Below are 26,978 nucleotides of genomic sequence, written 5' to 3'. Positions count from 1 at the left end.
CTTGGCGCTTTAGCGAAAATATCGCTAAGCCAAAACATGGTTATTATTTTGCGTACTTCTTTGATTTAATTTTGAAAACCACGCAGGGTCTGCGAGTAGCGCTCGACCTACTGCAATCAAGTCGAACTCATTTTCTTCTAGTCCCCGGATCAAGCTTTCATAAACATGTTGACTGGCGCTTGACGGCCCACCGAGCAAGAAGTCATTACCAAGTCCGACTCCCCCAACGGCTATACAAGGTTTTTGTGTAATCGCTTTTGTCCAGCCTGCTAGTGTCCTTTCACTGCCTTCAAATCCAGGCTCCCAAAACCTTCTTGTGCTCGTATGAAAAACATCCACACCGGCCTCGGAAACTGTTTGCAAGAAAGGAGCTAATTCTTCTGGTGATTGGAAAACACGCGCTGAAAAATTCTGGATCTTCCATTGAGACCAACGGAAACCGATTGTGAAGTCGGGACCAACCGCATCACGGATAGCAGTCACAACCTCGGCAGCAAAGCGATAACGGTTTTTTGCCCCACCACCGTATTGGTCACTTCGTAAGTTAGTCACTTGCCATAAGAATTGATCGATCAAGTATCCATGGGCAGCATGTATTTCAATACCATCAAATCCGCAAAGCTGCGCATTCTTGGCAGCATTTGCATACGCAGCAATGACCTCGTCAATTTCCTTGATGGTTAGCTTTTTGCCATTTGGTATATTTGGCGCTGAGAGTCCGCTGGGGCTAACTGCAGGTACACCAACTTCAGGTGGCATTGCAGCTTCTCTTACACCACCGACATGCCAAAGCTGCGCAAAGATCTTACTGTCAAAGCGGTGCACTTCATTAACCACTTTGCGCCAACCCGACAGTGCGGATTCCGAATACATAAGCGGGACGTTGAAATGTCCATTAGCAGATGCATGCGGAATAACGGTTCCCTCTGTAATGATGAGACCAACGCCATGCTTTGCTCTTTGTCCGTAGTGTTCGACTTGCACCTTACCAGGAATATGCTTTACAGAGCTTTCCTGAGTCATAGGTGCCATCACAACTCGATTGTTGAGCTGTAGATTCGATATTGAGACTGGCGCATTTATCGAACTAACCAGTTTATTTAAATACTCCATTTTGGTTCCATCATTAAATAAATAATAGAATTATTGTATGTTTTCGTAGAACCTTTTTTATGGCAATTACCGACCAAAACCAGCCAATTATTGACACAAGATATAAACACAATAAACAACTTTGTTACAAAATATTTATTATGTTAATCACAAACAAAAAAGCCCCTAAAAAGGGGCAAAAATCAAAAGGGAAATTTTAAAAGTGAAAATAACTAATATTGCAGGATATTCATTTAAATAATGAATATTTAAAAATAATACTCAATACTTAGCTGAATAAAGTCATCTTTTTTCGTGCTAAAAAACGGATCGTTTTCTCTGGTTTCATCCCCGACCCATATCTCACCTCTTAATCTCAAAGCGGGAGTAATTCGTGTACTACCTTCGACTCTAAACATCGACCAGTGATGCGCATCAATATCATGAATGGCACCGATCAATAACTCAGACCCAGAAACGTCATTTATTGCAACTCGAACCCCAAAAAAGGCGTCATTCTGAAAACTGGAAGTGCTGTTTTCATCTAATTCATCAAAGCTATATTCAACCAAATAACCTAAATCTGCTTGACCTAAAGCACCTGCGTGTGTGTACTCAAAACCGCTAGTATGCGCGATAGCCCAATCATGTAGGCCTTTTCGATAAATGGTTTCATTCTTAACCAGCCATCCGCCGAAAACCCCCTGAACTTCCAATCCATACTGGGTAAGTTGGCTGTAATAAGGTGTATAGTGGCCATTTTCAAGTAGCATGCTCGGTGTACGATTTGTACCAATAAAATATGAAGCGGCAAGCTCCCAACTATCAAAAGAATTTGTCGCTCTCAATGCGAAATCTGTATGGCTATTTTTTTGGCTATCTTCAAATTTAGACTGCGAACTAATGACAACATCAGGATGTAAACGCTGTACTTTGCTAGCAAAATTTCGCTCTCTAAAGTATGGCATTACAAACATTTGCAGCGAACCGCTGCCATGAAGCCAATTGAGTTGTAGCATAGGCTGACCGAGCTTATCTTCGCCATCAATACTACTTAAAACATCGGTCTGGTTCACAATATCAACTAAATGCTGGGACTCAGTAACGCCCCAAAATACCTCACTCACTCCTATCTTTGCATCAAAGTTACCATTAATGTAACTCAGATTAAGCTCTCTAAAATCTAACTGATGTCTTGCGGCCCCGAGGCTGTCGTACCTCGCATAAGGTTTGGCAAGTGCACTCCAATTTGTATTGATTGGCAGGTATATTTCAGGCTCAATAAAAATCAAAGATTGACTCTCATGGTGCTCTGGTTGCGCATCCGTATATTGTCGCTGGCTGAAATTCGCAGTTCCTCTAATGTCCACATCCGCAATACAAGCAAAGGTGGTTAACACACCGACTAACAGCATCATTATTAACTTCATCTCTAATCCTTTGCTGCTTGGCTGAGTGAACACTCACTCAGCCAATCATTTTTTACCTAATACGTGACAAGTTTGCTTGTGCAAAATTCGTCAATCGTACTCCTTGGCTAATATTATAATTATCAAAAGAAATCGTAGTTTGCGTGCCCTTTTGATGGTTCACCATCAGCAAATCGTCAACGCGCCAAAATCTCTCGTTGTAAAGCTGATAGCCTTTAAAATGCTGAGTTTTTAAAGCACTCCCTTTACGATCAAAATATTCTATTTGAAGCGGTATCGTGCGCTTTTTATCCAACCAAACAAGCTGTTTTGAATACCCTGAGTTTTCATATACCGGAGTACGCTCAACAACATTGACCGCTTGGCCTTCAAATTCATCCTCCCGGATAAACTTGTAGGTATACTTTTCAACTTCTTGTGAACTCATATCTTCGTATGCAAAATCACTTCCCATAAAAGGGCCTGACTTGTTACTAGACGAAATACGCTTTACTCGCTTAAGCGCTGGTAAGTAAAGCCACTGATCATCATCTCCAACCTTATGGCTAAACGACAGCATCACAGTACCTTTCACATCATATGGGGTATCAAATACCACCAAACTTTTGTCTCCATCATCCTCAACTTCAAGCATCTCATTTCTAACCTTACGGATATTTTGATTACCCGCTCTGTCTTGCAGCGTCATGGTGATATCAACAGTTTGATCTACCCAACCAGAATCCACTTGATCTGCCAGCTGGGCAAGTTGTAGTCCTTTATCTTCATCGCTCGCTGCAAATGTGAGTGTCGAGCTAGCTAGTAAGCTAGTTGCCACAAAAACCTTTTTTAAATTCAGCATATTATTTCTCCTTATGATGCTAGTTGCGCGTTGATTAATCTTTCATCTGCAGCTCGTTGCTCGGCACGGTCAACAAACAAAATGATCGCTGGAAGTAAAATGTTGATGACTAATAGAGCTGCTACAACAGTTAACGCAGACATCAAACCTAAAGAGCTATTTAACGAGAAAGAAGACATCGTTAGTACGGTATAACCTGCAATTAACGTAACTGACGTAAATAGCAAGGCATTACCCACATTTTGATACGCGTATTTAATAGCATCGGCAGGAGCAAGGTTAAATTGCTCTTTACCACGCAAGTATTTGATCATGAAGTGAACACAGTTATCGACAATGACACCCAGAGTTGCAGACACCACAATAGAAACTTCCATTCCGGCCTGCCCTCTTAACAGCGTCCAAGCACCAAACGCGAAGATCGCTGGTAATACATTAGGTAATACACTAATAAGGCCATATTTGATGTTACGCATTGCAATAAATACGACAATACAAATCATAATGAGGGATAATAATGTGCCTGTGACCATTCCTTGAATATTCACATCAGACTGGTGAGCAAAGATCACCGTAGCGCCTGAACCGATTGCATGCATATAAGCTGGCGCATTATTTTTTAACCATGCTTCGCCTTTAGCTGCCGCCTCTCTTAGCTCATTAGTTGAAACATCTTTCATCGTAATGACTACCTTTGAGCTAGATTTATCCATATTGATCTGATTGGTTAGATCTAGACCGTATGGTAATGACATTTCGTATAACAGTAAGTATTGCGCAGCGAGCTCTTTATTTTCAGGTATACGATAAAAGCTTGGATCATCACCATGAAGGTTTTTATTTAATCGCTTCATGGTATCGGTCAAGACGCTCACATTATAAACGTTATCAAAACTACGATAGTATTTCGCAAAATCATCTAGCGTATTTAAATATTCAGCATCACTAATTCCCTGAGAGCCTAGAGACTGAAGGTTAAACTCAATACTGTATAACCCTGTTACATTTTTCTGAACAAAGTCTGCATCATTTCTAAACTGTGTTTTGTCAGAGAAATACTCAACCCATCTATCATCTAATTTAAGATTTGGAATAGGGATCATAAAAGCAATAGTTAATGCAGAGAAAATAATAATGACGGTCTTATATTTACTTTCAATAAAGTGAGAAAGTTTTGCCCAAATTTTATCTGAAAATTTCGTATCTTGCTCTTTTTGCTTAATCCAATTTGGTAAAATATACAGTAAGCAAGGCAATAATGTGATCGATAAAACAAACGCAATAAATACACCAATCGCTGTAATATTGCCTAAGTCATGGTAAGGAGGTGCATCAGCAAAGTTCAAGGCAACGAAACCAATAATCGTTGTTAAACTAGTCAGTAAAATTGGCAAGAAGTTAACCGACATTGACTCTTTAATTGCTTCGGCATTGCTCACACCACGGCGTTTTGCAATAACAAAACTCATTATGATATGAACAGAGTCAGCAACTGCTAATGTCAGAATAATAGTCGGGGCAATTGAAGATGGAGCAGTAAGCGGGATACCAAGCCAGCCAACAATTCCCATAGTTGTAATAGTCGATAAGTGCACTATTGCAACTGTCATTAATACCTGCAATACAGAGCGGAATAACACCAGTAATATTGCCAACATCACCATATACATAACAGGCATGATGTTCACGATATCTTGCATACCTATCTCAGCAAAAGCGTGGTTTAGCATATGTACGCCAGATAATCGAACTTCTACCGGGTACTGAGCTTCAAGCTCTTGAGCCAATTCTCTCACTGCAGATACGGCCTCAGAAGTTTCCATAGGCGACTTACCAGGAAGCGTTAGCACCACATTGACACCTGTATGTTCCCCATTTTGAGAAACAATACGGTTTTCCAACATAGGTTCAGCAAGCGCAACCTGACGGATGTAATCAATATTAGAGCCGATTAATTCACTTTCAGATTTAAATAAGTGCGCGACAGTAAGATCATCATCATTTGCTACTGTATTTTGATAATTGCTCAATGAGTCAACTCTCGTCGCATAAGGAACTTTCCAAGCTTCTTCCGTTGCATGTAACACAGCAGATAGCACAGCTTTGTCGAATACAGTTCCCCCAGACTTAGGGCTAATAGAAATATAGATGCTATCGGAAAGTGCATAATCACTTTCTAATTCATCCATCGCAGCAATCACAGGTGATGGCGAACCAAAGTAGTACCTGTAGTCACTACTAAAGCCAACCCTGCTTTGTCCAAGACTTGTGGCTATACAAATGGCGACGACTATCAGCGTAACCACATATCGAAAACGTATCAGCAACTCAGTAAAGCGTTTCATTTTGCTTGGCTGAGATGCAATTTGAGTTTCAATGCTCAAAATAGAACTCCCCTGTCGGATTAAAATCACACTAAATTAACATTACACCCCAAATTGTATGCAAAACGTAAACGTGGTATCATTGCATAATTGGACCAAATACGGACAGTTTCTGACAATGATAAGGATTGGGCTTTTTTTATACCCACATTGCATGCCTGCAGGATTATTTTACTTTTTAGACTTATTAGAGACCGTTAATAACCGGCTATCTCAACCCGCATTTGAGGTATCTTGGGTAGGCTTAGAGAAAACTGAAGTCACATGCGCACACAACATCAAGCTCAACGTCGATAACGTTATCAATGACTATCAATACGACGCGATATTATTACCTGGCTTTTGGGGAAGTACTGATCTCCATTGCTTGCCTATTACCTATGGGCGATTAATTAACGAGCTAAAAAAGTTACCAAGCGAAACGCAAGTTTGGTCATATTGCACCGGCGTCGCATTACACGCGGAGTCTGGGCGCTTAAATCAAACGAAAGCCACGATTACATGGTGGTTAACGGATCAAGCGGCTTCACGCTTTTCTAAAGTAAAATGGAATAATCATTTAGCGTGTATTTATCACCCTGATGGTGACGCCACAACTTCTGGCGCCAATGGCTATTTACAAATATTCCATAATCTTATGCGACATAAATTCGAAGAAAGTGTTGCGCGAGATGTATTCAAATTTTTAGTACTACCTCGACCACATTTAGACTATTTGCCCTTTAGGCACTTGGATCTGGTTTATCTTGACGATCCGTTATTGAAAAAAGTATTTCATTGGGTTGATAAGACACTCGCATGCGACCTATCTGTATCAAACCTTGCAGACCATTTGAACTTAACTGAGCGAACACTAGCAAGAAGAGTCAAGACGCTGCTCAACATGACCGTTCTAAAATTAATAGAGCAAATCAAGATTAATCGCGCCTGCGAGCTCTTAGTTTTGACATCACAAACAATCAACGTCGTGAGCGATAACTTAGGTTATAATGATGACAGCCAATTTAGGCGGACATTTAAGCGAATAACAGGACTTACTCCAAAAGAATATAGAAGCCAATTCAAAGATCACGATGAGTTGTCTGAGAAACAACGAGATATGCTTTATTAAGTGTGGTACGCAGCCTAACCTCAAGATTAGTACCAAGTAGCCTTACTACGGGCTCCATTTGAAGGAGTAAATCTGACGCTAACTGCGTTAAAAATTTCTCATTTAGAACTAAATAACCTGAACTCGGGATAACAACTTGTTCTCTAGCAGTTGTTATCCCTTACTACTACTGCGTTAAATTTGCTTGCAATAGGCCAGCTATTGACGCACAAATTTGCCTTGTATTTAACCTGAGCTGCGGATAATTAATGCCTTTCTAGCAGCCAGCTTTAGCGCTAACTGCGTTGAATTCACTTCCAATAGCCAGCTATTGGTGCGTAAATTCGTCTAGTTATCCTTAAAACTCTCTGGCTAGATAAGGGGATAATTTAATGTGTGTTTAAAAACAATTAGTTAGTTCATTCCTTATCCAAACCTCAGGTTATTTAGAAATAACTTCTGGCTAGAGTGATACTGCAACCTTTAAATTATTGAATTAACTTACTTCTTATCCCGAATTCAAGTTAAATAGCAAAATTTTCGTCTGGTTATCGACAAGATTTTCTCGCTTTAAAAATAGACTACTTAATTAAGCGAACTGGGATAAGACACGACACAATTTAAGCCAAGTGTGGTTTAAGGAAATTATTGCCAACTTACTACCTGACATTTAATCCCTAAACCCTTAAAATATGGAGCTTTGAAAATCTGTTTGGAATGACCATGCAAGCCGTTATCGAACAACTTAATGAAAATCTCAAAATCATATACCGCCAAGCGCTGGATGCTGATAAAAAACTCGATGAATTGCAGCAGCAAGGTCACGGTAAGTTTAAAGCGTTATTTACAGAAGAAGCGGGGTTTACGTTTGAAGCAAAACGCTTTAAACCGTATGTTTTGGATGTTGCAGCCGACGTTGAAGGCCTATCGACAACTGAAGAAATTGACGAGCAAAAACTCGCACTGGTTGTCAAAAAGTTACAATCCTTACTACAGCTACTGGCTACATTTAAATAGCCAACTAGTTAACCAAACACGCAGCTTGGCCGCTGCGTGTAAGCTTATCTCAAGGCTAATGCCGGTTAATTAACTAACTTTTTTCATCAAGTCATCTTCAAACCAGTCAGTTAAAAGACGCTTTTCATAATAAAAAGATTCGTCCATGCCTCTTTTGATTCTATCCATGAACGACATATCTTTTAACGTCACGCCATTTTCCTCTGAGATGGTTTTACCAGATTTATCTGTTAACTTATAGCTAATTTCAAAACGGGGGAAATGGATTGGTTTAATCACCCGAATATCAGTAGTGCCGTAATGAACATCACCAGCAAGGTCTATCTCATCAAAGGTAATGGCGAGCTTGTAGCCCTCGGGTAATCTAGTCGCTAATTCTTCTAGGTGCTTCTGTAATTGCTTTTCAACCCGCTTATGAAATGAACCTCGCGTTTCATTTCCTGGTCTAACATCGCGATACTCTTTAAAGTCCTTCCAAGTCACAGCGACCTCACCTGCATTGACAAACAAGGGAGTCATAAATAAAGCAAGTATTGCAATTTGTGTTTTCATCTTTGGATCTCCTTCAAACTCTACCATCACCTTACTCCTTCATTGTGCGAAGTAAAGCAAGATCACACCCTTTTACGCAGTGTGACATTTGACTACATTTACATAACCAACCTAAAGCTGTACACAAAAGTTGGCTAGCTGAATGAAAAACTAAGTTCACTAATACTATTCCACCCTAGATCAGTGCTTTCTCAAAAGCAATGTAGGTTTTCGGAGCTATTAAAAACAAAGTTAAAGCACTCTTAAGGAATCACAATTGCTAGCGTTCAAGTTAGCTTATAGTTAGTAAGACCGAAATTAGGGTAAATCGTTCTCAAACGAATGTAATGACGCCGAATGGATATTAAAATGAATAGTCATAAAAGCTCCTTTTTGTACTGCCTTAGTATCGGTAGTATTCCTATTTTACTTTATCATATTGTGTTGGATTTTATGGCTGTTATACATCGGTTTGTTAGCCCACCTAAGCATGTTGCTGCTACTAGTCTATTTGTGTGAAACAGCACAAAGCACATTTTTTACAACACATGGGCGTTAAATCGATCCCCCCCACTTTATCCCCCAAAAATGATGACGCTTTAGCAAATTTCAGACATAAAAAAACCCTAACATCAAACTGTTAGGGTTTTTCTAAAGCGTGTAGTGCTTAGGAGATGATGTTTTTACATCATACCGCCCATGCCACCCATGCCGCCCATGCCGCCCATATCTGGACCAGCAGCTTCTTCTTTCGGAATTTCAGCAACCATCGCTTCAGTGGTGATCATAAGACCAGCAACCGATGCTGCGAACTGAAGTGCAGAACGCGTTACTTTAGTTGGGTCTAGGATACCCATTTCGATCATGTCGCTGTATTCGCCAGTTGCAGCGTTGTAACCGTAGTTACCTTCGCCAGCTTTAACTGCGTTAACCACAACTGATGCTTCGTCACCTGCGTTTGAAACGATTTGACGAAGTGGCGCTTCCATCGCACGAAGTGCCACTTTAATACCGTGGTTTTGGTCTTCGTTGTCACCAGTTAGCGATTCAAGCTTGCTCGCTACGCGAACTAGCGCAACACCACCACCAGGTACTACACCTTCTTCAACCGCTGCACGAGTTGCGTGTAGTGCATCTTCTACGCGGTCTTTTTTCTCTTTCATTTCAACTTCAGTTGCTGCGCCAACTTTGATTACTGCAACACCGCCTGCAAGTTTTGCCATGCGCTCTTGTAGTTTCTCTTTGTCGTAGTCAGAAGTTGCTTCTTCGATTTGTGCTTTGATCTGAGATACACGACCATCGATTGCTTCTTGCTCGCCAGCACCGTCAATGATAGTTGTATCATCTTTAGTGATAACCACGCGCTTAGCTGTACCTAAGTCTTCAACCGTAGCTTTCTCAAGCTCAAGGCCAATTTCTTCAGAGATAACCGTACCACCAGTTAGTGTCGCGATATCTTGTAGCATTGCTTTACGACGGTCACCAAAGCCAGGTGCTTTAACCGCAGCAACTTTCACGATACCACGCATGTTGTTTACAACCAGAGTTGCCAGCGCTTCACCTTCAAGGTCTTCAGCAATGATTAGTAGCGGCTTGCTTGTTTTAGCAACAGCTTCTAGTGTAGGAAGAAGTTCACGAATGTTAGAGATCTTCTTGTCTACTAGAAGGATATGTGGGTTATCTAGCTCAACTTGGCCCTTTTCAGCGTTGTTGATGAAGTACGGAGAAAGGTAACCACGGTCAAACTGCATACCTTCAACTACATCTAGTTCGTTCTGTAGTGATTGGCCTTCTTCTACAGTGATAACACCAGACTCGCGACCTACTTTTTCCATTGCTTCTGCAATAATGTCACCAATCTCTTTATCAGAGTTAGCTGAAATCGTACCAACTTGTGCAATCGCTTTTGCGTCTGAACAAGGCACTGAAAGCGTTTTTAACTCTTCAACAGCAGCGATAACTGCTTTGTCGATACCACGCTTAAGGTCCATTGGGTTCATACCCGCAGCAACTGACTTAAGACCTTCGTTCACGATAGCTTGCGCAAGAACAGTTGCAGTTGTAGTACCGTCACCCGCTGCGTCATTAGCTTTAGACGCAACTTCTTTAACCATTTGTGCGCCCATGTTCTCGAACTTATCTTCAAGCTCGATCTCTTTCGCAACAGATACACCGTCTTTAGTGATAGTTGGTGCGCCGAATGACTTTTCTAAAACAACGTTACGGCCTTTAGGACCTAGTGTTACTTTTACTGCGTCTGCTAGTACGTTTACGCCTTTTAGCATTTTTGTACGAGCGTCACCTGCAAAACGAACTTCTTTAGCTGCCATGTTATAAATTCCTCTTAAATTCTGTTGTCGATTAAACTAAAAAGTATTAATTATTCTACGATGCCTAAGATGTTATCTTCACGCATGATCAGGTACTCTTGACCTTCGATCTTTTCAGTTTTTTCGATGTAAGAGCCGAACAACACTGTGTCGCCAGCTTTTACTTGTAGTGCTTTAGTTTCACCATTGTCCAACACGCGGCCGTTGCCTACTGCAACTACTTCACCACGTGAAGACTTTTCAGCTGCAGAACCAGTTAACACAATGCCGCCAGCTGACTTTGTTTCTTCTTCAAGACGCTTAACAATGACGCGATCATGTAAAGGACGAATGTTCATTTATATAGTTCTCCTAACAGTTTCTGAACAATGACAGAAATAATGCTTTTTTAAGGCGGTGTTACATCCACAGGTTGTGGTTAACACACGCAATTTTAATTGCTTTCATTTATGGGGATGGGCAAATTAAAACCCAAGAGAAAAAACCAAAAAAATTTAGTCTTTTCTTTCGTATTCGCCTTCAATCGTTGTAGAAGAATTTCTACTCGATTGATTTTTAAATGGATCTCTAATTTCTTCCTGCTGATCCGCACGCTCGTCGCGTGATTGATTAGCAAACGGTGACTGACCTGAGTGCATGCCTGTTTGCACTCTTACGGTGGCATGAGCTAAAAGCGACTGCGCCAGTCTTTTTCTAACGGCTGGGGTTAACAGTAAAAAACCTAATACATCAGTCATGATCCCAGGCGTCATCAATAGCACACCGGCAATGATCACACACAAACCGGTAAATAAATCTTGTGCAGGCAATTGCCCACGAGACATCTGTTGCTGTACGTTGACATAAGCGCCAAGACCCTGCTGTTTAACCAGTCTTGCCCCTAAAATGGCGGTACCAATTACAAGCGCAATGGTAGCAAAACCGCCTATCACCTCGCTAACTTGGATCAGCAAAGCAATTTCAATAATCGGAATAGCGATAAACAAAATAAATAAGAATCTAAACATACTTTCTCCAAATCTACGAAAGATAAATATGGGTGCAAAGGTCTTAATTCAAGCGATACAAGTAAGACGCTTTAGAAAAGAGGAGCTATCCGCTAAGATGCCATTACTAACCCTAAAATGGAAATGGCAATGGGCGTAAGATATAAACTCGTCTTATCTACATGCGATTCGGTTGCAGAAGCGCGTAAGATTGCAACGCAACTTGTAACGCAAAAACTTGCAGCTTGTGTGAACCTAATCCCGGCAGTGGAATCTATTTATGTTTGGGAAGGTCAGGTTGAACATACACAAGAGACCAAGCTGTTAATCAAGACAAAATCCGAAAAACTAGAGCAAGTGATGACCGCTATTCGCGACTTACACAGTTATGATGTCCCAGAAATTCAAGTCGTGGACGTCACTAGCGGCAACTTAGCTTATTTCAAATGGATGGACGAGGTATTATTGTAATGCGACTCTTAGTAGTTCTTTTCTCATTGCTGATGTGGTTTCCCGCGCAAGCAAACAATGCGGTGCTAGACAGCTTACTGGCTCCTAAACAACAGACTTTTTTACCAGTAAAAGAAGCATTCAAGTTCGATTTTGACCAGCAAGGCAACACCTTGTTTGTAGGTTGGGACATCGCCGACGGCTATTACTTATATAAGAAGAATCTTCAAATTATCGCCAAACAAGCCGACATCCAAGTGCCACAGCTTGAAAAAGGGGAGATGATTGAAGATGAGTTTTTTGGTCGCACTGAAGTCTACTTTAATAACTTATCTGTTATCTCTAAGCTCAGTAATATCGAGCAAGGTGCAATCGTAAAAATACGCTATCAGGGCTGCGCCGAAGCTGGACTTTGCTACCCGCCAGAAATTGTAGAAGTGCCGTTAAGCACGATTGCAGGAGAAAAGCCAAAGACCACACCAACCAAAGCTCCTGAAACAAAAGCTCCTGAAACAAAAGCACCTGAGACAAAAGCAGAAGCTCAAAGCGAAAGCGCGCCTGTGGATGACGATAATTTGTCTTTCACTGAGCAGTTAATGCAGCGCAGCTTACTTGCGAATATTTTGACGTTCTTTGGCCTTGGTATTGGCCTTGCGTTTACCCCTTGTGTATTCCCGATGTTCCCAATTTTGTCGAGCCTCATCGCCGGTCAACAAGGCCTTTCGACTAAAAAAGCCTTCAGTTTGTCTTTTGTTTATGTGCAAGGTATGGCGGTCACTTACGCTGCACTTGGGTTAGTCGTTGCGTATTTCGGTGGCCAAATTCAAGGCTACTTGCAGCATCCAGCGGTACTTATCAGCTTTAGTATATTGTTCGTCGCACTCGCGCTATCTATGTTTGGGGTTTACGAAATTCGTTTGCCTAGCGGCATGATGGATAAACTCACTCAGCTCAGTAACAAGCAAAAAGGCGGCAATTACTGGGGCGTATTCATTATGGGTGTGCTTTCTGGACTTATTGCATCGCCCTGCACCACGGCTCCACTTTCTGGCGCGCTATTATTTGTCGCGCAAAGCGGTGATTATGTGGTGGGCGCGGTAACGCTATATGCCCTTAGCTTGGGCATGGGCCTACCGCTATTACTGCTAGGTACCTCAGGTGGAAAATTACTGCCAAAAGCAGGAGGCTGGATGGATCAGGTCAAAACGCTATTTGGTTTTGTGATGCTCTTCGTACCGCTTATCCTTTTAGAGCGCATACTCGATGCGACAGTGATTATCTCACTTGCCGGTGGGCTCGCCGTAGCGACAGCACTCTACTTGCATTATTGGCAAAGCCAATTACAGGCAGGCAAAGGTAAAACCACATTGTGGGGCTTTGCGGTCACCCTGTTTATCGTTGGCTTATATGCATTAAAAACAAGCTTGTTTCCAGCACCTACAGCTGTTGTAAGTACTGCATCGACTCAAACCGAGACCGTTACCGGAGAGCAGAAGTTTAAGCTACTACCTGACTTAGCCGCGCTTAAAGTCGCCGTTGCTGAGGCCAATGCAAAAGGCAAAGTGCCTATCGTTGATTTATACGCAGAGTGGTGTGTCGCGTGTAAAGAGTTTGAGAAATACACTTTCCCGAAACCTGAAGTACAAGCACAGTTCAAAGATTATGAGCTATTAAAGCTCGACTTGACCAAAGCCAATGACAACACCCAAGAGATCATGGAAGCATTTACGGTGTTTGGTTTACCGACTATTTTAATCTTTGATAGCCAAGGTAATGAGATGCCAGCACACCGCATCACAGGCTTCTTAGATGCAAAAGACTTTGCTGCCCATCTAGAAAAGGCCAAGCAGGACGCAAAGTAACCATTTTAGGGGCAAGCACACTTGCCCCCTCTTCCCTTCTGATTAGACCAGTATTTTGCTGCTATTTACCTCGAACTCTCTATAATACTCCACGAAATGGAGAAATATTTGCTATTTGCTGGAATTCGGCTTAAGTTAACAAGCCATACAGTCTAAATTTTTGGCTAATGCTTTAGTTAAAGGAAGTTCGCGTAATATGTCTGCAAAATTAAAGATTTTATTAGTAAACGGCCCTAATTTAAATATGCTAGGTCGCCGTGAGCCGCACAAGTACGGCACGCAGACTCTCAACGAAATTGTTGACGCATTAACTGAATATGCAGAAGCACAGCAAGTCAGCTTGTCACACATTCAAAGTAATAGTGAAGCGCAGCTAATCGAAGCTATTCACGCTCAATATGAACAATGCGATGCGATTATCATTAATCCCGCCGCATTTACCCATACGAGCATTGCCCTTCGAGACGCTTTACTTAGTGTGGACATCCCTTTTTATGAAGTACACATCACCAATGTGTACGCCAGAGAGCCATTTCGTCACAAGTCTTATTTTTCTGATGTGGCGGAAGGCGTGATATGTGGATTAGGCGCGTTGGGCTATCGTGCTGCACTTGATGCAGCGTTAGCGCAATTGCGAAAACAAAATAACTCAAATTAACTAACAGGCGGGTCATTGTATGGATATTCGCAAGATCAAAAAACTTATCGAGCTAGTAGAAGAATCAGGTATTGCAGAGCTAGAAATCACTGAAGGTGAAGAGTCAGTACGTATCAATCGCCACAGCAGTGCACCAGTTTATGCACAACCTCAACAATACATGGCAGCTCCAGCGGCACCTGCACCAGCAGCACCAGCGGCGGCTCCTGCAGCAGTAGAAGCAGCACCAGCAGAAAGCAGCACACCTGCGGGTCACCAAGTTAAGTCTCCTATGGTTGGTACTTTCTACACCGCTTCTTCTCCAACAGCAGCGGCATACGTTGAAGTAGGTTCAAAAGTAAATGTTGGCGACACACTTTGCATCGTTGAAGCCATGAAGATGATGAACCAGATCGAATCAGACAAAGCTGGTGTAGTGAAAGCAATCCTAGTTGAAAACGGTGAGCCAGTAGAATTCGACCAACCGCTATTCATCATCGAATAATTACGCAGAAGGTCAACGTTATGTTAGATAAAGTAGTCATTGCAAACCGAGGTGAAATTGCACTTCGCGTATTGCGTGCCTGCAAGGAGCTAGGTATTAAGACGGTTGCTGTGCACTCAACAGCTGACCGCGACCTAAAACACGTTCTTCTTGCAGATGAAACCATTTGTATCGGAAAACCTGCGGCAAGCGAAAGCTACCTTGATATTCCTCGTATTATCGCAGCGGCAGAAGTCACAGACGCGGTTGCTATTCACCCAGGTTACGGTTTCCTTTCTGAAAATGCCGACTTTGCTGACCAAGTTGAGCAAAGTGGCTTTATCTTTATCGGTCCAAAGGGCGACACTATTCGCCTAATGGGTGATAAGGTATCGGCAATTGAAGCGATGAGAAAAGCAGGCGTACCTTGCGTGCCAGGTTCTGATGGTCCATTGACTGATGACAACGACCGCAATATGCAGATCGCTAAGCGTATTGGCTACCCAGTTATCATCAAAGCGGCAGGCGGCGGCGGTGGTCGTGGTATGCGTGTCGTTCGCAACGAAAAAGAACTTGCAAACTCTATCGCCTTAACACAACAAGAAGCGAAGCAGTTCTTCGGTAACGGCATGGTTTACATGGAAAAATTCCTAGAAAACCCACGCCATATCGAAGTTCAAGTACTCGCTGACGGTCAAGGCAATGCAATCCACCTAGGTGAGCGCGACTGTTCAATGCAGCGTCGTCACCAAAAAGTAGTGGAAGAAGCACCTGCACCAGGGATCACAGCAGAAATGCGTAAATACATTGGTGATCGCTGTACTCGTGCGTGTATCGAGATTGGTTATCGTGGTGCAGGTACGTTTGAATTCTTATACGAAAACGGCGAGTTCTACTTCATTGAAATGAACACCCGTATTCAGGTTGAGCACCCAGTAACAGAAATGGTCACTGGCGTAGACTTAATCAAAGAGCAACTTAAGATTGCAGCTGGCCAACCGCTTTCTATCACACAAGAAGACGTGGTGATCCGTGGTCACGCAATCGAGTGCCGTATTAACGCAGAAGATCCAGAGAGCTTTATCCCTTCACCGGGTAAAATTACACGCTTCCACCCAGCAGGTGGCCTTGGGATCCGTTGGGACAGCCATATTTACGCTGATTACACAGTACCGCCACATTACGACTCGATGATCGGTAAGTTAATCACTTATGGTGAGAACCGTGATGTTGCGATCGCTCGTGCTAAAAACGCACTGAATGAGCTAGTGATTGACGGGATTAAAACCAATACCCCGCTGCACAAGAAGATCTTGTCAGACGAGAACTTCCAAAACGGTGGCACAAATATCCACTACCTAGAGAAAAAACTAGGCATGCACCAATAACCTAATTCGTTCTCCTAAAAGAGGCCGGCCAATTGCCGGCTTCTTTTATCTCTGCCCTACTTCCAGCAAATGTTACTGCTTGCTCATCTTGTGTTTACAGCAAAAATCCAACCCGAATTTTAAGTGACTCTATTTTTTACACTGTAAAACCAGACTAATACTTACCTCGCCATTTTAATGATCCGCACAGCGCAACACCCTCACCGCTACAACATTGTCTTATTATTGAGCAATCAATCCATTCGCCCCGACTTTTTCACGTTTTAATAGTGACAAGCCTGTTAAAAATTTTTATACTGCCTGCGCTTTCAGTGATTTACCTTTAAATTACTACAGCAAACACCCCTATAGCTCAGTTGGGTAAACTTTCAAAGAAAGTTTACGTCGAGGAAGCAAAGGGATATTAGCGCAGCGACCCTGAGCGTTGAATCCGAGACCGGAACCAAGCTTCATGGACGAATATAACGCGCAAAAATACAAAATGGCCCTATAGCTCAGTTGGGCGAATCAAGACCGAAGCACCGCTTCGCAGCTTGATGAGATGGAGGCAGGACGCCGACAGGATATTGCTTCATGGATGAATTTAATGAGCACTTACAACACAAAATGGCCCTATAGCTCAGTTGGTTAGAGCGCACGACTCATAATCGTTAGGTCCCTGGTTCGAGTCCAGGTGGGGCCACCATTTTTCTTACTCTTCCACGTTATTAACTACTAACCGAATTCACTCGGTACTATCTCTCTTAAAACATGTAATATGCTGAGCATACATAAGCTTGCTCATTGAAAAAAGCTATAAGCAAAGGTGACATAACAAGTACCATAAACTTTCAATGTATTGTGGTAAATTGACGATATCGTCAATTAGGGTAGAATGAAAAGTAGTAAATATTTTTTGAAGGTAAGCAATGTTTGATTTACAGGCGGAACTAGAGTCACGAGCTAAAGAACTAAACCCAAGAACTCGTCGGGGACACAGAGTGCGTCGCACTGTCAGCCACCCTCAGGCTTCAACTGTGGCCACTAACATTTCTGTAGATGCTATTACAGACTCCTTACAAAGAGCTGGTATTTTAGACGCACAGGGTGAACTGCTAGATAAAATTTCGGCCTAGATGTATATATCTCCTGGTGTAGTTGTTGGTTTTCACGGATGTGACCAAAAAATCTTTGATGAAGTCATCAAGAACGGTTCCTCGATCGCCAAAAGTGAAAATGACTATGACTGGTTAGGTCATGGTATATACTTTTGGGAAAATGATTACGAGAGAGCTCTAGATTGGGCTAAAAATAAAGACAGCATTGACAACCCTACTGTTATTGGAGCATTTATCAAGCTAGGACATTGTGTCGATCTTCTGGATAGCCAAGATATCAACAAAGTCGCAACTACCTACCAAATACTAAAAAATGAACTCGACAAAGTTGGTAAGCCGCTACCAAAAAATCGAGTTATCTCTGAAGATATCACCTACGTCCGCGAACTTGATTGCAAAGTAATGCTACGCTTACAGCAATTAAATAATGACCTTATCGCTGAAGACCTGAAATTAACGAATCATTCGGCTCCTGAAAATAAAAGAAAAATCCAAAAACATCCTAATTTCATTGATTCTGTTCGAGGTATGTTTCCTGAAGGCTCCCACTTATATGATGGTGCAGGTTTTCGAGAAAGAAATCACATACAGCTATGCATAATCAATCCAAACTGTATTTTAGGGTATTTTGAACCAAGGAAAGCCAACTCTTGGTTCAAACAACTTTAAGCTAGCCTATTCTCCTCCAGCTGTCATCCTTTTATAAAATAAAGCTATTCGCCACAACTTCTCCTCCTTCGACAACTCGGTCAAAATTGACTTCATTGCATTTAGACTACCTTTATTGTCCCAAAGCTTCAGATGACTCGAACCTCGACCCACTTGAACTCCATTCATCTAACGTTGGCTAAACTCTAAGTATTTATATCCACATCACGTACCAATACAGATAGCGATTGCAGTAAATAGATAGTTGCCAAAACCAGAAAAATCCAAAAGTTGCATGAAGTTACATTTACCTTATATTGAGACTGAATAAAAAACAAACACAACTGTAAAGGAAAAATATATGGTTACATTCAACACTCGACTACTTGCGATGGCATTGGCTTGTAGTTCAACTTCTGTTTTGGCTACTCAGGTATTTTATGATCAGGATGGTGCGGGAGATCATTCACAGTATCAGGGCGCACCTGTTGATTTTATCTCAGCTCGTGCAGGCACAACTGAGTACTTTAATGCGCTCACGGGCGGCTTAGCGGCGGATGAGTGCCATCAATTTGAAGTGGTTAATACACAAACCGGCGATTTGATTGCTCCTCTCACATTCAACGCGCCCTTTATTTCTGGCCCACTGCCTGCGGAGCATAAGCTGACAGAAAAGTCGGTTAAACTCAGCTGCACCTTACCCTTAGGTGAAGAGGCGGTTGTTTATCACAAGATACCCAAGGCTCCCACCGTTGTATGGCACAGTGAAATCACAGTGGCTGATTGGCAAACACCGAGCAATGGCCCAGGGTATTTTGCGGATGTTCAATATACCGGCTTGATTAATATTAATAACAACTCGCACCAAGGCCAGTGCCGTAAAACCAACTACGTCAGTGGTAACCCAGAATTTTTCAATGAAAGACATCAAGGTGGATTTTATAGTGATGTCTTGAATGTTGTCGGTGAGGCTAAATACAGTGGTTTTTATAAAGTGCTGGTGACGGAATTAATTTGTAAAAACTCGGGTGGTACGACTCGCCTTGTCGAAACTTGGCATATAAACCAAAACTCACAATCCCGTGAGCTTTCTTCCGAGCTATTTTAAACACAAGAATAGTGCAGCCTAGCTGCACTTACTTTACTGAAGTTTAGCTCACACAAATTCCGTATTTGGGCAGAATATCATCAATGATACAGAGGCGATGTTTTTTAGCTGCATCGTGAAAATACTTCCAGTTAGAAGTTAAGAATTCACTGCGAAATGAATAGCTATCGTCGTCACCTTTAGCACGGGTTGTTCCTAGCGCTTGGTGTTTCCACGACCCCTCACCTTTGGCAATGTAAGTTAGGGTATAACTTCCAAGCCCAAATCGGTTAGCTTCGATGGCATCAAGCCACAGTTGATGACGTTCTTCACCATCATCCATATCAAATTCAGCAAAGCACTGCGCTATTTCTTGCTTTAATGACTCACTCAAGCCACTTGTAGCCTCGCCTCGATAGTCTTGATAGACCTTGCAAAGCTCATCGGCTGCGATTAGAAAATCGCTTGGATTATCTCGCACTACTTTTTCGCCCAATCCGTTGAAGTAACTCCACTGCTGATGAGGCTGATCAGGGTGAGAAAGCGCCTGCCCATGTCCTAAACTTGGAATATCATCTTGAAAAACACCAGAAAAGTATTCGCTTATTCGCTCGCGCCAAGTCTCTTCTGCTTCACCATTCAAGTCCATTATTTCAGTCACTTCATTGACTTCATGCTGTATGCCAGCAAATCCCTGGTGGCCCCAAGTATCAATAAAGACATGAGAGGTGATACCAAGGCGGTGCAGTCCATAAGGTCTATGCTTATCTGCAATACACTCAGCGACCATATCTTTTGCTACATGGGAATGTGGCTTACACACTAGCTTTTGAATAAAGGTGCCCGACGGATTTTGCCCAGCAGGTAAACCGCCATTACCCGGTAGGAAATGAAAAGGTACCCACACTTTCATATTCTTTAAGCTGTCTAGGTTTTTATAATCGAGCATTTTATGAGCGGTTGCGATGCGCTCATAAGCAGCACCGTTATCAAACTTGATGTGACCATAGTTTGTTGCATCATCTACGTATTGTGCCGCGTGAGCAATAATTTCAGCCTCTTGGTCGGTGAATCCCGCCGCGCGTGCGACCACCCACGTCATGCCATGATGTAAATCAATTTGCATTTTCGTTGTCCTTCTCTTTTCCTTTATCGCCACAGTGTAGTCCGTGACACTGAAAATGTAACTATTCCTTACTTAGATTTAGTCGCATTAGGCGTTTGTGGCTCTTGGCTTTGTGGATCCGTAGCATTTGGGTTAACCGAGGCAGGCAAAGCGGATGTGCTGCCCTCCGTATTTAAGATCAATGGTAGGCCATCTTTACCACTGCCTATTACCACCACTTTTGCGTTATTAGACTTCGCCAGTTCTATGGTTGCTTCTATGCCGCGCCATCTTAGATAAGTTTCAGAGATCCCACCACTCACCGTTTCTTGAAAGTCGGCTATCCCCTGCGCTTCGGTTTTTTTTCGTTCTGCTTCTTTTTTGGCTACTTCTAAACGCATTTCATACTCTTGATTTAAGTACATCTGATTCACTTTGGAAATAATTGCGTTATGTACTTTATCTGGCACATCCACCTGCCGAATAAGCATATCGTCAAGGTTCACTAAGTTATGCCCTTGCATCGTGCTTTTCTCTTGCTCAAGAATTGTTTTTTCTTGCAGCTGTAGCTCCTTTAACACCGTATTCAATAGCCGAGCCTGAACTTCTAGACGCTGATGACCATAGACTTGCTCCGCGGTATAGTCAGATACAATCATGCGCACCGCAGAGGCAACCTCAGGGATCACCATTTCATCTAAATAATCCTCTCCAACTAATTTATGTAGATAGGGAATATGCTCCACTACAGGACGGTAACGTACGGTGATATCAAGCTGGATCCGCAGGCCCTCAGAGGTGATCGCATGTACCTGAGTAGTCGCGGTTTGGAATCGGCTCGAATAAATCGTCAATGTATCCCAAGGATAAACTAGCACCGTGCCCTCATAAAATGGATGTTCTACGAACGTACCACCGCCAATGCGCTTCCACAGTACTCCAACTTGACCTGAGTCTACCTTGATAAAAATGATTTTGACCAATGCAACGGCAATAAACAGTAGAATAAGTAACGTTACACCAGCGCGAAAACGCCAAGACAAAATACGCTTATGCCACTTGGGCTTGTAACGCTTTAACACCCGCATGAGCAAATTAGATAGGATCAGTGCCAGTATTAAGCCGCCGGCGACGAGTAAGGCAAAATCCCCTGAAATATTAATGTTCATGATGGTACTCCATTACTTTCACTGTCGTGGTGTGCTAACAACTGACCTTCCTCCATTTTTAAGTGCACATCGGCCAAATGGAAGTAGGCGTCGTCATGGGTGATGGCAATAATGGTGTTACCACGCGCTTTTAAACGAGGTAACACTTGTTCGTAGAATTTTCGCCTAAAGATAGGATCTTGATCTGCCGCCCACTCATCAAAGATGTAAATAGGACGATTTTCTAAAATGGTACTCAAAAGCGCTAAGCGCTTGCGCTGACCTGATGATAAATCTATGGTGCTAAACGCCCCATTTTGAATACCCACTTTGGCGCGCATCTCTAAAAAGTCCAACCATTCGTCGATTTCTTCAGTACTCAAATCACGAATACCATAGAGCTGCTGGAACAAATGAAAATCCGCAAAAACGGCTGTGAATAGGCTTCGATAAGCAAGGCGATTATCTTCCGTAACCGCTTTGCCATTCAAAAGAATTTGTCCGCTCTGTAATTCATAAAGGCCAGTCAACATCCGTATAAACGTTGTTTTACCGCTACCATTACCACCGGTAATAAAAGTGGTTTTTCCTTGCTCAAAGGTGATATCCACCGGCCCCACGGCAAACGGACGATCGCTCGATTTTTTCTGATGTTGATAAAACGCCCCCGCTAAGGTGATGGCACTAAATGAAGTTAGGCTTTCACTCGGTTCAGGTCGTTTAGTCTCTTGCTCATCTTGGACATTTTTTAAATCGCGTTCCAATGCTAAGACGTTTTGCGCCGCCTCTGTTGCGGTGGTGAACACAGGGATCCCACCAACAATACTGGTAATAGGGCCGATTAAAAATAGCGATGCGGTGGTAACTTTAATGACCACATCGGTATACACGTCAGAGAGCATAGGGACGATAAACACCATAGCGCCTGTCGCTGCGAAAAAGGTGATTTGCGACAGAATAAAGTCGGTCGCAAACAAGGTTTGGGTTTTGGTTTTTGCACGCCTTGCACGATTCGAATCACGGCGGTACTCATGTTCTAAATCTTCCGCTCTTGGCTCACTGAGCTTTACTTCTTTAAAGCCATCGAGCAAGTCAGATAAGCGTTGAATAAGCTGGTTTTCGCTTTCAAAAGAAATGCGCATGTTGCGCTGGATTTCATTGGCGCGTAATCGGTGAATACTGGCTCCGACCAAAATCAGTGTCGAGATAACCATAAAAGCCACAAAAGAGTGCCAGGCAATATAAAGAGATGTGAAAAACACCAAACTGATGGATTGACCTATGATCACAAACAGCTGCGCCGACTGAGATATGGTCTGTAGTTCTTTGCTGATGGTATTAAAGATCCGCTCTTTACCAATTTTCTCTAGCGTTGACAGCTCGGTATGACGAATGCTTTCAAACAGATCGACTCTCAATTTATCTATAGCACGCTCCACCATTTGCGCGGCTTTAGTCATCAATCTTTGCTGAGTGCAACCATATATTGCAATCGTCAGTGTAAATAGCACCAAGTAGTAAAGAATATGATTTTCTTTATTAATATCAGAGATATTGGCAGCTACGTTGTTGATAAGCGCAAGCACCAACGCGTTGGCCAAACCAGAAATGCACCCCAGTGCAATAAAGGTCCTTTTCTTTATCTGAATATGTCGGCGAATTAATTCGTACAATACCATTGTTATTATCTTTTATTGTTATTGGGCTACCGCCCGCGCATGCTACTTAGCATAGTCCCTAAAAATCAAAACTGCCTGTTGGATTTAAATAAATATTGCATTAAAACATTAAGTTATATTTATAAATCGCCCAGTTTTACCGGCAATGTAAGATCTCATTCCTCGTCATTCACCTCTGTGGGCTTGCGCTTTTGCCCAACTAGTAAAATGATCAAGCCAACAATAGGCGTAAACATCAACGAAATTAAAAAGAAGCCCACAGGTCCGGCAAAGGTGTTTCGTCCCCAATAACCAGTTAAAATGCATAACACTAAATATAAAGCGATAAGCATAATTTTCTCCAAGTTGTTGATAAATTTGGTGCGAAGAATAAACCAGCAGTTGCCTGCCGGTTTATGTCAGCCAGTATCGGTTATACTGTGGCTTTTTCCGCTGTAGCTGTTGCGTCCGCATTCCCTTTATTTGCACGATACTTAGCTGCGATGTCTGCGATATCCCCTTTCATACTTGCTAGATTCAGGTCTATCAGCGTGCCGCCATTTTCAAAGTGTCGAACAAAAGTTGCGCCTACTGCGTGTGTTGATGCCGCAGACACAACTGGCATAAATGCGATTGCGCTTAACGTGCCAAGTACAGGAACCGCCTTCAAAAAGCTGCTTAGTCCCGCGCCCCCTAAGGTTTGTGGAAAAGAGCCGCCGATCAATGCGCTTACTGTGCCACGCAGCTTGTTGTCACCATATGATTGACCATAGACTTTTGCTACTTCGCCTATCATCTTCATTTGGATCCCTGTCAACGCCACTAAATCAACCGCAGGAACGGGAATAAACCCAGAGCCAAACGACCATTTTGTGTATTTGTCGACAATCAGCTGAGCAACGGCTGCTCTGTCTTCATCAGCAACAAGTTGTGATTCCTGTTGTTCTGGAGCGTCGCTCGCCTTGTCATCCTTCGCTGTTTTTGTCACTGCCATAATTCATCCTCTATGATTTATTTAAACAGTTGTCGAACTCATCAAGCACCATATTGGCACTTGCCCTAGTACCCAAAATCAAACAAGCTGCACTTATTCAACTCTGAGTTTTACCGCCTTCATCCATGATGAAGAAGTAAACCTAAGAACAACCAAGGATTTGCACAGTGTCACAAATACAACTGAGCGAAACGTTGCCACCTACTGCAGGCGTTCTATTAATTTGTTTAACCGAGCGCGAAAGCTCGGTATTTTTCCCTACCGCGTTATGCCTGATTCAAATCTTGCTGGCATTGCTCAGTACGGTGTTTATCACTATAGAAGATAATGTTGCGGATCTCCTTGGCGATACAATCTGACTCAATCCCCTCTTTCACATAGTTGCTAAACACCATGATGCTTTGATCTCGTTCCAGTAAACGAGTAAAACTGGTCACCCATGAATAGGGATAACTACCAGAGTACTGTAAAAATTTTTCATACATTCTGAGATTTGCATCGGCTGGGTTTTCGGGGCAATTTGCCACTTTGCCGTACTGGTTTGGGTCGACATAAGTCACAAACCAACCATAGCCATAGTATTCACACTCGTCGCTGCTACCAGTGTTAGAGTATGGAGCAAAGGCCGCTAGTTTCTGGGTATCGTTTAAGATTTGAGTGCCATACAAGCCTTGATCCCATTTATGCATGTCTTCCACTGTGGAATACAAATCTCCAGCTGAATACAGCACTAATGGGTTGCTATATGGATTCACTAAAATGTCTTCGTAAGGTGCAGGTCCACCTGTAGCTGGTGGACGGCCATTGGCAAGCGATAAGTATTGGTTTTGATTATAAATATAACCTGTGGTCATATTTGAATAGACACCAATCGCACTGTAAGAGCCGCTGTCCGTCATGCTAAGCGGATTTAGAATTTGCTCTTGAACGATATTGGCAAACCAATACTCACGACCGATATTGCCTTGTTTTCCGGCCGCTAATTGCTCGATGATATTACCAATAAGATAGTAGTTACAGTTGCTGTATTCATACTTACTGCCGGGCGTAAATGACGGTGTGCCACTTTGCCCCGCTTCGGCACCACAGGTGCAAAAGCGATTACTAAAATCTTCCGGACCGTTAAGGTCTAGACTCGAATTATATAAATAAGGCCGCCAACCGTAATTATCGTATACGGCTTCGTTGTCGCTGTAGTTATTGATCCCAGACGACATGGTAAGCAAATGATGTAGCGAAACATCCGCACATTGGTTATCTGGGTACCAAGGCAAGTGATCGCCAATGGTTTCCTGCCGTAAGTCCTTGCCATCTAACATCTTCATTAAAATAGCGGCCGAAAACGCTTTGGTATTGGAGCCGATGCGATACTTGGACTTAACGCTGTTATCAACATCATATTGCATGTTTTGTGGTCCGCAGTTGGACTGGTACACCACTTTATCAACCGAGGTGATATAAACCGTGCCAAAGAATAGGTTGGCATCGCAATATTCTTTCACCACCGCCTCTATCATTTCTAATTGATTAGGCATAATAGTGTGATTATCCGCGACGCTCTTTTTCTGCAAACAAGAAGCCAGTGCTAAGGTGATGCAAAATAGCATCATCATTCTTAGCCGTAGTTGTATTAGCCATTTCATTTTTTCATTCCTTACATTGCCAACCACGTAACCACTAACAAATGTTGTTGCCCGACTTTCATCGGAATGAGTACCAACTAGTTATGCTGACGCGATATTTGCCATGCCAACTAGTACTTTACGAGTGCCTGTATAGGCCTCTCTGCCATGAGTAAACAGCATATTATCCAGCAGCAAAATGTCGTTTCTTTGCCACGGGTAAGCGAAAGTGAGGTCTTGATAAACCTGATTGATAAGCTTGATGTCTTGGTCACTTATTTCGCTACCATCACCAAAAAAGGCGTTACGAGGTAAAAATTCGCTGCCGATACTGTCACGCATTTGTGCACTGAGTTGATTATCTAGACTCGAGCAGTGGAACAAGTGAGCTTGATTAAACCAAACCTTTTCACCACTTTTTGGATGACGCATGACCGCCGGACGCCATTGCTTGGTTTGTAGCCTTTTATCATCAAGCCAAGTAAATTCGATTTCATTTTTTCGACAATATTGCTCAACCTCGGCTTTACTCTCGGTCTGAAAAACCTCTTGCCAAGGTAGGTCGATATCACCGTAATTGCGCACGTACTGCACACCTAAACGCTCAAACTTGTCTCTTAATTCACTGGGAATACGACGATATACTTCACGGCTGTCGGCAAGTGGTGTGCACCCACCCGTGGTTGCTGGGATCACACAAAAAAAGCCCATTCGCATCGGCCAAACATTGGAGTAAGCATTTTCGTTATGCTGCAGGATCACTTGATCGGCATGATATTCCGTGGTGGTGTAAATATTGTTGTTCAGTGCCGTTCGTGGCGAAGAGCGATACACATACTGGCTTAAGCGCTCACCAAACAAGGTCTCAAGTATGGCGCTAAACTGATTCGTGCTCACAATATTTAAGCCACGAAGCAATGCAAAACCATCTCGCTCAACCCAGTTATTCACGTCTTGAACGTGGTTTTTCACCCATGCCATGCCGCTTTGTTTAACCTCAGATAAGTCATGTATCCGAGAGTCTGCTGCAATCGTTGTCGGATCCAATTCCAAAGAAAGTGCGTGATCCATTGTTTTCCCATCCTTAAAAGTATGTA

Annotated in this window: 25 protein-coding genes and 1 tRNA gene; 11 read left to right on the top strand and 15 right to left on the bottom strand. The window is 42.7% G+C overall.

The genetic code is table 11. The features are described 5' to 3' along the window. Positions 1-24: 24 nt before the first annotated feature. The 4 genes from BB427_RS14360 to BB427_RS14345 form a co-directional block, all read right to left on the bottom strand. On the bottom strand, positions 25-1,113 hold the full coding sequence (locus tag BB427_RS14360) for an oxidoreductase (protein WP_069021406.1): 1,089 nt from the start codon (positions 1,111-1,113) through the stop codon (positions 25-27). Positions 1,114-1,361: 248 nt separating this feature from the next. Further along, on the bottom strand, positions 1,362-2,522 hold the full coding sequence (locus BB427_RS14355; protein ID WP_069021404.1) for a hypothetical protein: 1,161 nt from the start codon (positions 2,520-2,522) through the stop codon (positions 1,362-1,364). A gap of 52 nt (positions 2,523-2,574) precedes the next feature. After that, complete coding sequence (locus tag BB427_RS14350; protein WP_069021402.1) at positions 2,575-3,363, bottom strand: outer membrane lipoprotein-sorting protein; 789 nt, start codon at positions 3,361-3,363, stop codon at positions 2,575-2,577. A gap of 11 nt (positions 3,364-3,374) precedes the next feature. Next, positions 3,375-5,747, bottom strand: a complete 2,373-nt coding sequence (locus BB427_RS14345; protein WP_069021400.1) for an efflux RND transporter permease subunit — start codon at positions 5,745-5,747, stop codon at positions 3,375-3,377. Between the two features lie 154 nt (positions 5,748-5,901). Between BB427_RS14345 and BB427_RS14340 the strand changes: the two genes are divergently transcribed. Together BB427_RS14340 and BB427_RS14335 are read left to right on the top strand one after the other, a co-directional pair. Next, positions 5,902-6,858 (top strand): GlxA family transcriptional regulator, encoded by a 957-nt coding sequence (locus tag BB427_RS14340; RefSeq protein ID WP_010368740.1) that lies wholly within the window; start codon positions 5,902-5,904, stop codon positions 6,856-6,858. Between the two features lie 702 nt (positions 6,859-7,560). Further along, on the top strand, positions 7,561-7,854 hold the full coding sequence (locus BB427_RS14335; protein WP_045987966.1) for a hypothetical protein: 294 nt from the start codon (positions 7,561-7,563) through the stop codon (positions 7,852-7,854). A gap of 69 nt (positions 7,855-7,923) precedes the next feature. Here BB427_RS14335 and BB427_RS14330 read toward each other — a convergent pair whose 3' ends face one another. From BB427_RS14330 to BB427_RS14315, 4 genes are all read right to left on the bottom strand, one after another. Then, a complete protein-coding gene (locus BB427_RS14330; protein WP_069021398.1) occupies positions 7,924-8,433 on the bottom strand; it encodes a DUF3016 domain-containing protein in 510 nt (169 codons plus the stop codon). A 635-nt stretch (positions 8,434-9,068) separates the two neighbouring features. Then, complete coding sequence (gene groL, locus BB427_RS14325) at positions 9,069-10,715, bottom strand: chaperonin GroEL (protein WP_017217202.1); 1,647 nt, start codon at positions 10,713-10,715, stop codon at positions 9,069-9,071. A 50-nt stretch (positions 10,716-10,765) separates the two neighbouring features. Beyond that, the gene (locus BB427_RS14320) at positions 10,766-11,053 is read right to left on the bottom strand and encodes a co-chaperone GroES (RefSeq protein WP_010368755.1); all 288 of its coding nucleotides are present in this window, start codon (positions 11,051-11,053) and stop codon (positions 10,766-10,768) included. Between the two features lie 156 nt (positions 11,054-11,209). Further along, positions 11,210-11,722, bottom strand: a complete 513-nt coding sequence (locus BB427_RS14315) for an FxsA family protein (RefSeq protein ID WP_069021396.1) — start codon at positions 11,720-11,722, stop codon at positions 11,210-11,212. A 129-nt stretch (positions 11,723-11,851) separates the two neighbouring features. On the opposite strand from BB427_RS14315, the gene cutA reads away from it, so the two are divergent. From cutA to BB427_RS14270, 9 genes are all read left to right on the top strand, one after another. After that, entirely contained in the window at positions 11,852-12,172 is a 321-nt protein-coding gene (gene cutA, locus BB427_RS14310) for a divalent-cation tolerance protein CutA (protein WP_069021394.1), read from the top strand. Then, a complete protein-coding gene (locus BB427_RS14305) occupies positions 12,172-14,013 on the top strand; it encodes a protein-disulfide reductase DsbD (protein ID WP_069021392.1) in 1,842 nt (613 codons plus the stop codon). Before cutA ends, BB427_RS14305 begins: the two co-directional genes overlap by 1 nt. Before the next feature lie 196 nt (positions 14,014-14,209). Beyond that, positions 14,210-14,671, top strand: coding sequence for a type II 3-dehydroquinate dehydratase (gene aroQ, locus BB427_RS14300; protein WP_069021390.1), 462 nt, complete (start codon positions 14,210-14,212; stop codon positions 14,669-14,671). Between the two features lie 19 nt (positions 14,672-14,690). Next, entirely contained in the window at positions 14,691-15,155 is a 465-nt protein-coding gene (accB, locus tag BB427_RS14295; RefSeq protein ID WP_069021388.1) for an acetyl-CoA carboxylase biotin carboxyl carrier protein, read from the top strand. Between the two features lie 20 nt (positions 15,156-15,175). After that, on the top strand, positions 15,176-16,522 hold the full coding sequence (gene accC / locus BB427_RS14290) for an acetyl-CoA carboxylase biotin carboxylase subunit (RefSeq protein WP_069021387.1): 1,347 nt from the start codon (positions 15,176-15,178) through the stop codon (positions 16,520-16,522). Positions 16,523-17,130: 608 nt separating this feature from the next. Then, positions 17,131-17,207 (top strand) — tRNA-Ile (locus BB427_RS14285). Positions 17,208-17,430: 223 nt separating this feature from the next. Further along, the gene (locus tag BB427_RS14280) at positions 17,431-17,637 is read left to right on the top strand and encodes a hypothetical protein (protein WP_069021385.1); all 207 of its coding nucleotides are present in this window, start codon (positions 17,431-17,433) and stop codon (positions 17,635-17,637) included. Further along, positions 17,638-18,288 (top strand): hypothetical protein, encoded by a 651-nt coding sequence (locus BB427_RS14275; protein WP_069021383.1) that lies wholly within the window; start codon positions 17,638-17,640, stop codon positions 18,286-18,288. Positions 18,289-18,628: 340 nt separating this feature from the next. Beyond that, on the top strand, positions 18,629-19,375 hold the full coding sequence (locus BB427_RS14270) for a hypothetical protein (RefSeq protein ID WP_069021381.1): 747 nt from the start codon (positions 18,629-18,631) through the stop codon (positions 19,373-19,375). Positions 19,376-19,418: 43 nt separating this feature from the next. Here the strand turns inward: BB427_RS14270 and BB427_RS14265 are convergent, their stop codons facing one another. The 7 genes from BB427_RS14265 to BB427_RS14240 form a co-directional block, all read right to left on the bottom strand. Continuing rightward, positions 19,419-20,480, bottom strand: coding sequence for a DUF6765 family protein (locus BB427_RS14265; RefSeq protein WP_069021380.1), 1,062 nt, complete (start codon positions 20,478-20,480; stop codon positions 19,419-19,421). A gap of 68 nt (positions 20,481-20,548) precedes the next feature. Next, on the bottom strand, positions 20,549-21,628 hold the full coding sequence (locus BB427_RS14260) for a prohibitin family protein (RefSeq protein ID WP_069021378.1): 1,080 nt from the start codon (positions 21,626-21,628) through the stop codon (positions 20,549-20,551). Continuing rightward, positions 21,625-23,286, bottom strand: a complete 1,662-nt coding sequence (locus BB427_RS14255; protein WP_069021376.1) for a cyclic peptide export ABC transporter — start codon at positions 23,284-23,286, stop codon at positions 21,625-21,627. Before BB427_RS14255 ends, BB427_RS14260 begins: the two co-directional genes overlap by 4 nt. A gap of 155 nt (positions 23,287-23,441) precedes the next feature. Next, on the bottom strand, positions 23,442-23,618 hold the full coding sequence (locus BB427_RS24510) for a hypothetical protein (protein ID WP_017217212.1): 177 nt from the start codon (positions 23,616-23,618) through the stop codon (positions 23,442-23,444). An 80-nt stretch (positions 23,619-23,698) separates the two neighbouring features. Next, on the bottom strand, positions 23,699-24,259 hold the full coding sequence (locus BB427_RS14250; RefSeq protein ID WP_010607109.1) for a YcjF family protein: 561 nt from the start codon (positions 24,257-24,259) through the stop codon (positions 23,699-23,701). A 266-nt stretch (positions 24,260-24,525) separates the two neighbouring features. Beyond that, positions 24,526-25,902, bottom strand: a complete 1,377-nt coding sequence (locus BB427_RS14245; protein ID WP_069021375.1) for a serine hydrolase domain-containing protein — start codon at positions 25,900-25,902, stop codon at positions 24,526-24,528. An 81-nt stretch (positions 25,903-25,983) separates the two neighbouring features. Further along, the gene (locus BB427_RS14240) at positions 25,984-26,952 is read right to left on the bottom strand and encodes a TauD/TfdA family dioxygenase (protein WP_069021373.1); all 969 of its coding nucleotides are present in this window, start codon (positions 26,950-26,952) and stop codon (positions 25,984-25,986) included. Positions 26,953-26,978: the final 26 nt, after the last annotated feature.

It is taken from the genome of Pseudoalteromonas sp. BMB (assembly GCF_001709235.1).
GTDB classification, from domain to species: domain Bacteria; phylum Pseudomonadota; class Gammaproteobacteria; order Enterobacterales; family Alteromonadaceae; genus Pseudoalteromonas; species Pseudoalteromonas maricaloris.
Note: the sequence above shows the minus strand (reverse complement) of the source record. Positions and strands in the feature narration are given on the sequence as shown.